This is a genomic window from Mesorhizobium sp. M7A.F.Ca.CA.001.08.2.1 (assembly GCF_003998455.1).
Lineage (GTDB): Bacteria > Pseudomonadota > Alphaproteobacteria > Rhizobiales > Rhizobiaceae > Mesorhizobium > Mesorhizobium ciceri.
On the sequence record NZ_RZPW01000245.1, the window covers coordinates 1 to 8,098 of the forward strand.

Genomic DNA, 8,098 nt, shown 5'->3' on the forward strand with positions numbered 1-8,098 from the left:
GTCACCGTCGCCGGCCGCGATTGCATTGAGGGCGGCGATGTTGGCGGCACGGTCGGTGCTGAGCACGGCATGGCTGCCATCCGGCCGCAGCACGCCCGTCGGCGTGCCCGTGTGGCAGAACTCCAGCCCGTGGCGCGCGAGATCGGCGCCCAGTGCCGCAAAGGCCGGCGAGGTGATGAACAGCACGAAGGTCGTCGCCATCACATCATGGATGAAGCCGGGTGCGGTGATCTCCTCGGTGCGCAAGCAACCGCCAATGCGGTCGTTGCGATCGAGGACGAGCACACGCGCCCCTTTGCCGCCAAGCATCGCCGCGCAGACCAGCGCGTTGATGCCGCTGCCGACGATGATGTGATCGGGGGCGGTCATTGGCGGTTGCTCTTTGCTTGCGGGCAGTGGAGTTCAATCGCGTGGAATTGCGCTCTACGGCGCCCCCCTCTGGCCTGCCGGCCATCTCCCCCTCTTGGGGGAAGATTGGCAGCTTCGGCGCCCCACTCAATCCTGCAACGTCGCAGATTGGCGAAAACCATTGTGAAGGCCAATCTCCCCCCTTGAGGGGGAGATGTCCGGCAGGACAGAGGGGGGCGCCATAGAGCGCTGGCGCTACAAGCCTGCCACCCTTTACCCACTATTCCAGTTTCGCCTTCGCGCATGATCTTCTCCCGAAGACCCACCTCGCTTTATTGCTTCGACACCAGTGCCAGCGCGCGGATCGGGCTGCCGGTGCCGTGCTCGATCTTGAGCGGCGCCGCGATCAGGATGGCGCCCTTCGGCGGCAGCTGGTCGAGGTTGCAGAGGCTGGCGAGACCGTAGCGGTTGGCCTTGTGCATCAGCGTGTGCGCCGGGAATGGCGGCTCCATGCCACCGGCCTTGCCGGCATCGGTGCCGATCGTCTCCGAGCCCCAGCCCTTGATATCCTTGCTGATCAGGAACTGGATGGCTTCGGCCGTCGGGCCGGGCGTGTGCGGGCCGGTCTCGTTGGCATTGAGGAACTCGGCTTCCGAGCCGTTGCGCTTGTACCAGTCGGTGCGCATCACCACCCATTCGCCGGCATTGATCGCACCGTGCTCGGCTTCCCAGGCCTTGATGTGGTCGACGGTGAGCAGGAAATCGGGGTCGGCGGCGGCTTCCTTCGAACAGTCGATGACATTGACCGGGCCGACGAAATTCTGCGCCGGAATGGTGTCGGTGGCGCCGTCCGGATAATCCTTGCCGCTGATCCAATGCTGCGGCGCGTCGAAATGCGTGCCCGAATGTTCGCCGAGCTTCAGCCAGTTCCAGGCCCACCACGGACCGTTCTTGTCGTAACGGGAGATGTTGTGGATCTCGACCTTCGGCGTGTCGACGGCGAGTTCCGGCGGCAGCTTGATCAACGGCGTGTCCGGCCCGAGCGGCGCCGACAGGTCGACCACCTTGATGGCGCCTGAAAGAAGCTGGCCGGCGACTTCGCCGAGGAGTTTTTGCGTGTCCATGGTTTGAAGTTCCCTCTTTCGTGTGATGATCAAGGCTCGTCTCGGCCCTTAATATCCTACTAGACGAAAACATATGCATCTGCAATTATCTTTAAGCATAAAGGAAATGGGGACGGGGCGTGAGCGAGTTCGACGCCATCTTTGTCGGGGCGGGCCACAACAGTCTGGCATGCGCCGCGCATTTGGCGCTCCAAGGCTGGAAAACAGGGGTTTTCGAGCGCGGCGCGATAATCGGCGGCGCCGTCCAGACGCGCGAATTCACCCTTCCCGGCTTCCGCCACGATTTCGGCGCGATGAACCTCAGCCTCTTCGCCGGCTCGGCCTTCCACCGGAAATATGCAAATGAATTGAAAGCGCAGGGGCTGGAGTTCGCCCCGGTCGCCGACTGTTTCGCCAGCGCATTCCCTGACGGGCGCTGGTTCGGCGTCAGCAACGATCTGGAAAAGACGGCCGCGCGCATCGCCGCCTTTTCCGCCGCCGACGCCGCCACATGGCGCAGGCTGGTCGCCGCCTTCCCGGCGGAGGCCGAACACCTGTTCCGGCTGCTGGGTTCGCCGATGAGTGCCCGCGCGCTTGCCGGCACGGCGTGGAACCTGTGGCGCAAGAAGGGCATCGCCGGTTCGCTCGATACGGGCCGGCTGCTGCTGTCCTCACCCCGCGCCTGGCTGGAGGAAACTTTCGAGTCGCCGCATATCAGGGCAACGCTCGCCACTTGGGGCATGCATCTCGACTTCGCCCCGGATATCGCCGGCGGTGCCGTGTTCCCCTATCTGGAATCGATGGCCAACCAGAGTTTCGGCATGGTGCTGGGCAAGGGCGGCGCCGATACCATCATCCGTGCCCTCTCTGGCATGGTGACCTCCGCCGGCGGCAAGATCGTCACCGGCGCCGAAGTCGCCGAGATCACGGTTTCCGCCGGCAGGGCGACCGGCGTACGGCTCGCTTCGGGCGAGTCGCATACCGCCACCAGGGCAGTCATTGCCGGCGTCGCGCCCAAGGCGCTGACGGGCAGATTGCTGCCCAATGGTTCGGGCGACGCCGGCTTCGACACGGCGATGCAGAAATTCCGCCATGCGCCAGGCACGATGATGATCCACCTGGCGCTGGACGATTTGCCGGATTGGCGTGCCGGAGCGGAGCTTCGGCAGTTCGCCTATGTGCATCTGTCGCCGTCGCTCGACGCCATGTCGCGCACCTATCAGCAGGCCATGGCGGGCATGCTGCCGGACGAGCCTGTGCTGGTGGTCGGCCAGCCGACGGCGATCGACCCGTCGCGGGCGCCTCAGGGAAAGCATGTGCTGTGGGTGCAAGTGCGCATGCTGCCGGCCGAAATCCTGGGCGATGCCGCCGGCAAGATCGCACCGGACCATTGGGACAAGGTCAAGGAGGTCTACGCCAAGCGTGTCCTCGACATCATCGAGACCTATGCGCCCGGCCTGCGCAACAAGATCCTCGGCCGCGCCGTCTTCTCGCCCATCGACCTCGAGCGTGAGAACCCGAATCTCGTCGGTGGCGACCAGGTCTGCGGCAGCCATCATCTGGCGCAGAACTTTTTATTCCGCCCGGCGCGCAACTATGCCGGCTGGAACACGCCGGTGGCGCATCTGCACCTCACTGGAGCCGCGACATGGCCGGGCGCCGGCACAGGTGCGGCGTCGGGCTTCATGCTCGCACAACAGCTTGGCGGGAGGTAGGAGCCGGAGATTTCCTTGAGGCTACGAGGGGCAAGGCGCTGCTGCCCAAGAAGCCTGAACCGATGACATGAAGACGCCGCGCAGAAACAAAACCAACAAGGGGAACGACCATGACAATCAACAGACGTGAATTGCTGGGATACAGCGCCGCGGCACTCGGGGTGGCCGCCGTCGGCCTGCCGCAGATCGCTAGGGCGGCTGCCGGCGAACTGACCATCGCCTACAACGTCAACCTGCCATCCTGGGATCCAACCACCGGCCCGTCGGCCGTCAACCCGACCATCCAGGGGCTTTACCAGTCGGTGTTCGACCAATTCATCCCGCAAAAGCCCGATTTGTCCTTCGCGCCGGGCCTGCTCACCGAATGGGGCTGGAACGACGACCGCACCAAGATCATGATGGCGGTGCGCGAAGGCGTGACCTGGCATGACGGCTCGCCGTTCACGGCCGAGGACGTGGTCTGGTCGCTGCAGCGGGCCGGCGACGAAAAGACCGGCAACCCGATCCAGTTCGTCTGGAAGAACGTCAACAACTTCAAGATCGACGGCAACAAGATCACCGGCGACGTCGTGCAGTTCGACCCGGTCTATTTCAAATGGATGTCGTTCCTGACCGGCTACATCATGCCGAAGGCCTATTACGAGAAGGTCGGCGCGGAAGGTTTCGAGAAGGCGCCGATCGGCACCGGCCCCTACATGGTGGAAAAGTTCGAGCGCAACGCTTTCCTGCGGCTCAAGGCAAACCCGAACTACTGGGGCGGCAAGCCGGCCTTCGAGAATGTGACGATCAAGTTCGTCGCCGACGCGGCAAGCCGCGTCGCCGAGATCGAATCCGGCTCCTCGCAAGTGACGCTCGAAATCCCCTACGAGGAGTATGACCGGCTGATCGCCAAGGACGGGCTGGCCGGCTCGTGCAAGAACGTTTCCGACATCGGCATGATCTTCTTCAACGACATCGAGGCGATGCTGGACAAGAACGTCCGTCAGGCCGCCGTGATGGCCGTCGACAAGAAGCTGCTGGTCGATCGCCTGCTGCGCGGCTACGGACAGCCGATCGATACGCTGGAAACGCCGGAATACGCATCCTACGACGCGTCGATCAAGGTCGAGCACAATCCGGAAAAGGCCAAGGAATTGCTGGCTGCGTCCGGCTATTCGCCGGAAAAGCCGGTCAAGTTCACCATCCAGACGACCAAGGGCTTCAAGCCCAAGGACTATGAGATGATCCAGGCGATCGTCGGCATGTGGCGCAAGGTCGGCATCGAGGCGACGATCGAGGTCTACGAGATCGCAAAGCACTACGAACTGCGCGCCGCCGATAAGCTGGCGCCGGCCGCCTTCTACAACTGGGGCAACGCCATCGGCGATCCGACCACCTCGACCGGCTTTGCCATGTACGGCCCGAGCCCGCATTCGGTGTGGGACAGCCAGGATTTGATCGACATGATCAACCCGCTGTGGGGCGAGAAGGACGAGGCCAAGCGCATCGCCGGCTGGAAGGCTGTCGACAAATACATCGCCGAGCAGGCCTATGTGCTGCCGCTGATGCAGTATGCGCAGCCCATCGTCCATGCCAAGGGCGTCAATGTGGTTCAGCATGTGTCGGGCGCGCTGCTGCCGGCCCTGATGACCCCGGCCTGAGAGAGTCGAGAAAGGCGCGCTGTCGCAAAGCCGGCATGCCTTCTCCCAACTTGCGCAGGCCCCCTCATCCGGCCCTTCGGGCCACCTTCTCCCCGCTGGAGAGAAGAGACCGGCTCAGCCGTCAGCGACCTCTTCTCCCCTCGGGGAGAAGGTGGCCGCGAAGCGGCCGGATGAGGGGTCTTCGTTCCATCAGTCACTGAAACGCATTAGGCCTACGCCAGAATGCTCCTGCAAAGATTCCTGATCCGTCTGCTGACGATGCTGATCACGCTGTTCGGCGTGGCCATCGTCGTCTTTGTCGTGATCCGCGTCGCGCCCGGCGATCCGATCGCCATGATGCTGCCGCCTGGTGCTACGGATGTCGACATTGCCCGGCTGCGAGCGCTCTACGGCCTCGACAAGACCATCGTGCAGCAATTCTTCATCTGGCTGTCAGGCGTCGCCAGGGGCGATTTCGGCACCTCGATTTCGCTCAGGCAGGATGTGCTGGGTCTCGTCTTCAACCGGCTGCCAGCGACGCTGGAGCTTGCCATCGTCGCGCTTGTGATGGCGGTGGCGCTCGGCGGCACGACGGCAATCATCGGCGCGCGCGAACGCGGCACGGCGGTCGAGGCCGGCATCGACATCGCCAGCGGCGCGGCGCTTTCCATTCCCGACTTCCTGTGGGGCCTGGTGCTGATCCTGCTGTTCGGCGTGCTGGTGCCGATCTTCGACATTTCCGGCCGGGTGTCGCCGCAGCTCGACCTGCCCTTCGTCACCCAGTTTTATCTGTTCGAGAGCTTGCTTCGTCTGCGCCTCGACCTGACCTGGGATCTCCTGAAACACATGCTGATGCCGGCCGTGGCGCTGGCGCTGCCGCTGGCGGCGATCATCTCGCAGCTGCTGAAACAGTCGCTGAAGGAAGTGCTCGACCTCGACTACGTCGTGCTGGCGCGGGTCAAGGGGTTTTCGGAAACGCAGGTCATCCTGCGCGAGGCCTTGAAGAATGCCGCTTTGCCGACGCTGACGCTGGTCGGCGTGCAGTTCACCTTCCTCATCGGCGGCACCGTCATCGTCGAACGGCTGTTTTCCTATGAAGGCCTCGGCAACATGGCGATCGACGCCGTCATCAACCGCGACCTGCCGCTGATCCAGGGCATCGTTCTGGTCTTCGCGCTGCTGTTCGTGCTGATCAACCTCAGCGTCGACATGATGTACGCACTGCTCAATCCAAGGCTGCGCCATGGATGAGGGCCGCGCTCAAAGACGAGCTGTGTCGCCGCGTCTGTGGCTGGCCGGCGGCTGGCTGCTGCTGGCGCTTCTGGCGGCAATCTTCGCGCCGCTGGTCGCGCCGCAGGATCCGCTGGCGCAGGATTTGATGCTGGAACGGTTGCCGCCGTTCTGGATGGCCGGCGCCGAACCCGGCTATTGGCTCGGCACCGACAGCCTCGGCCGCGATCTGTTGTCGCGACTGATCTTCGGCGGCCGCATCGCCTTCATCGTCGCTTTCGCCGCGGCCATCGCCGCCTGCCTGGTCGGCTCGATGCTGGGGCTCATAGCCGGCTATTTCGGCGGCTGGGCCGACCGCATCATCTCGCGCATCGTCGATGTCTGGATGGCATTTCCGCCGGTGCTGTTCGCCATCCTTTTGGTTGCGGTGCTCGGCACGGGCTTGAGTTCCGTCATCCTGGCCATCGCCATCATCGACTGGACGCGTTTCTGCCGGGTGATCCGTGCCGAGACGATGGGCCAGTCGCGCATGGATTATGTCGAGAATGCCCGCATCGCCGGCTATGGCCGCATCGGCATCATGCTGCGCGAAGTGCTGCCCAATGTGGTGCCGTCAATCGTGGCGCTGCTGTCGCTGGAAATGGGCATCGCCGTCATCGTCGAGGCGATCCTGTCCTTCGTCAATCTGTCGATCTCGACCGACGACCCGACCTGGGGCGGCATCATCGCCGAGGGCCGGCTGTCGATCCATCAGGCCTGGTGGGTGCTGGTGTTCCCGCTGATCACGCTCATCCTCACCGTGCTGTCGTTCAGCCAATTCGGCGAGGCGTTGAAGACGCGCTTCGACCCGGTGCTGCGATGAGCGCGGTCTGCCTTGACATCGCCAATCTGAGCGCCGTGCTGCCCAACGGCCAGCGCGTGCTGCGTTCGGTGTCGCTCTCCGTCCAACCCGGCGAGGTCCGCGCGTTGGTCGGCGAAAGCGGCGCCGGCAAGACGATGATCGGCAAGGCTGTGCTTGGTGTGCTGCCGTCGAGCGTGCGCATCGTCGAAGGCGATATGTTGCTTGAGGGCGAAGACCTCGGCAAGTTGCCGCCCAAGGCACGGCGCACGCTGATCGGGGCATGCACGGCGCTGATCCCGCAGGACCCGCTGACCGCTCTCAACCCGTCACGCCGCATCGGCTCGCAGATGACCGACCGGCTGGTGCGCATCCTCGGCTGGAGTGGCGAGAAGGCCGATACCCGCATTCGCCAGTTGCTGGACGAGGTGCAGATCCGCGACCCCGACCGCGTGCTCAAAAGCTATCCGCACGAACTGTCCGGCGGCATGCGCCAGCGCGTGCTGATCGCCGCCGCCTTCGCCGCGGAGCCAAGGCTGATCGTCGCCGACGAGCCGACCACGGCGCTCGACGTCACCGTGCAGAAGCAGATCCTGCGGCTGATCGCTGCGTTGCAGCGCGAGCATGGCACGGCGATCCTGTTCGTCACCCATGATCTCGGCGTCGTCGCCAAGATCAGCCAGAGGGTCTCGGTGCTCTATGCCGGCAAGGTGGTGGAGGAGGCCGAGACCGCAGCGCTCTTCGCCGCGCCGCAGCACCCCTACACACGGGCGCTGATCGCGGCGACGCCGCGCTACACCGATCCTTTCGCCTCGCTAAGACCGGTGGACGAGGCGGTGCTGGCCGGACTTGCTTCGGAGATCGCTGCCGCCGACCAAGCCTGGAGGCGGCCGCATGGTTGAACCGTTGTTCTCCGTGCGCGGGCTGAAGGTCGCGCTGCCCGACATGACGCGCAAGCCACTGATCGGCCGCGCGCCATTGGCCGAAATCCTGAAGGGCCTGGACTTCGACCTGCCGCGGGGCTCGGTGACCGGCATTGTCGGCGAATCCGGTTCGGGCAAGTCGACGCTCGGCCGCGCTTTGGTGCGCCTGCTGGAGCCAAGCGCCGGCAGCATCCGCTTCGACGGCCGCGACATCACCAATCTGCCGGAAGCGGAGCTGCGGCCGCTGCGGCGCAATCTGCAGATGATTTTTCAAGATCCGATGTCGTCGCTCAACCCGCGCTGCACCATTGCCAGCATTATC

The 8,098-nt window shown here is 64.3% G+C and carries 8 protein-coding genes; 6 read left to right on the plus strand and 2 right to left on the minus strand.

Translation table 11 applies throughout. The features are described 5' to 3' along the window. Nucleotides 1–369: NAD(P)-binding protein (locus tag EN914_RS16250; RefSeq protein ID WP_164778756.1), on the minus strand; the 369-nt coding region annotated here is incomplete at its 3' end. A 311-nt stretch (nt 370–680) separates the two neighbouring features. Further along, the gene (locus EN914_RS16260; RefSeq protein ID WP_024503404.1) at nt 681–1,472 is read right to left on the minus strand and encodes a cyclase family protein; all 792 of its coding nucleotides are present in this window, start codon (nt 1,470–1,472) and stop codon (nt 681–683) included. 119 nt (nt 1,473–1,591) lie between these two features. Between EN914_RS16260 and EN914_RS16265 the strand changes: the two genes are divergently transcribed. The 6 genes from EN914_RS16265 to EN914_RS16295 all read left to right on the plus strand — a co-directional run. Next, nucleotides 1,592–3,166: an NAD(P)/FAD-dependent oxidoreductase gene (locus EN914_RS16265; protein WP_024503403.1), complete on the plus strand. Its 1,575-nt coding sequence runs from the start codon at nt 1,592–1,594 to the stop codon at nt 3,164–3,166. 110 nt (nt 3,167–3,276) lie between these two features. Next, complete coding sequence (locus EN914_RS16270; RefSeq protein WP_024503402.1) at nt 3,277–4,806, plus strand: ABC transporter substrate-binding protein; 1,530 nt, start codon at nt 3,277–3,279, stop codon at nt 4,804–4,806. Nucleotides 4,807–5,028: 222 nt separating this feature from the next. After that, the gene (locus EN914_RS16280; RefSeq protein ID WP_024503401.1) at nt 5,029–6,036 is read left to right on the plus strand and encodes an ABC transporter permease; all 1,008 of its coding nucleotides are present in this window, start codon (nt 5,029–5,031) and stop codon (nt 6,034–6,036) included. Continuing rightward, nucleotides 6,029–6,877, plus strand: coding sequence for an ABC transporter permease (locus EN914_RS16285; protein WP_013527973.1), 849 nt, complete (start codon nt 6,029–6,031; stop codon nt 6,875–6,877). Before EN914_RS16280 ends, EN914_RS16285 begins: the two co-directional genes overlap by 8 nt. After that, nucleotides 6,874–7,755, plus strand: a complete 882-nt coding sequence (locus EN914_RS16290; protein WP_013527974.1) for an ABC transporter ATP-binding protein — start codon at nt 6,874–6,876, stop codon at nt 7,753–7,755. The genes EN914_RS16285 and EN914_RS16290 overlap by 4 nt, the downstream gene beginning before the upstream one ends. Further along, the coding region (locus EN914_RS16295) for an ATP-binding cassette domain-containing protein (RefSeq protein WP_127389154.1) at nt 7,748–8,098 on the plus strand (351 nt) is incomplete at its 3' end. The genes EN914_RS16290 and EN914_RS16295, both read left to right, overlap by 8 nt.

Coding starts and splice junctions, on each gene's coding strand:
- EN914_RS16270 (WP_024503402.1), top strand. CDS start 3,277: ATGACAATCAACAGACGTGAATTGCTGGGATACAGCGCCGCGGCACTC.
- EN914_RS16290 (WP_013527974.1), top strand. CDS start 6,874: ATGAGCGCGGTCTGCCTTGACATCGCCAATCTGAGCGCCGTGCTGCCC.
- EN914_RS16280 (WP_024503401.1), top strand. CDS start 5,029: ATGCTCCTGCAAAGATTCCTGATCCGTCTGCTGACGATGCTGATCACG.
- EN914_RS16285 (WP_013527973.1), top strand. CDS start 6,029: ATGGATGAGGGCCGCGCTCAAAGACGAGCTGTGTCGCCGCGTCTGTGG.
- EN914_RS16260 (WP_024503404.1), bottom strand. CDS start 1,472: ATGGACACGCAAAAACTCCTCGGCGAAGTCGCCGGCCAGCTTCTTTCA.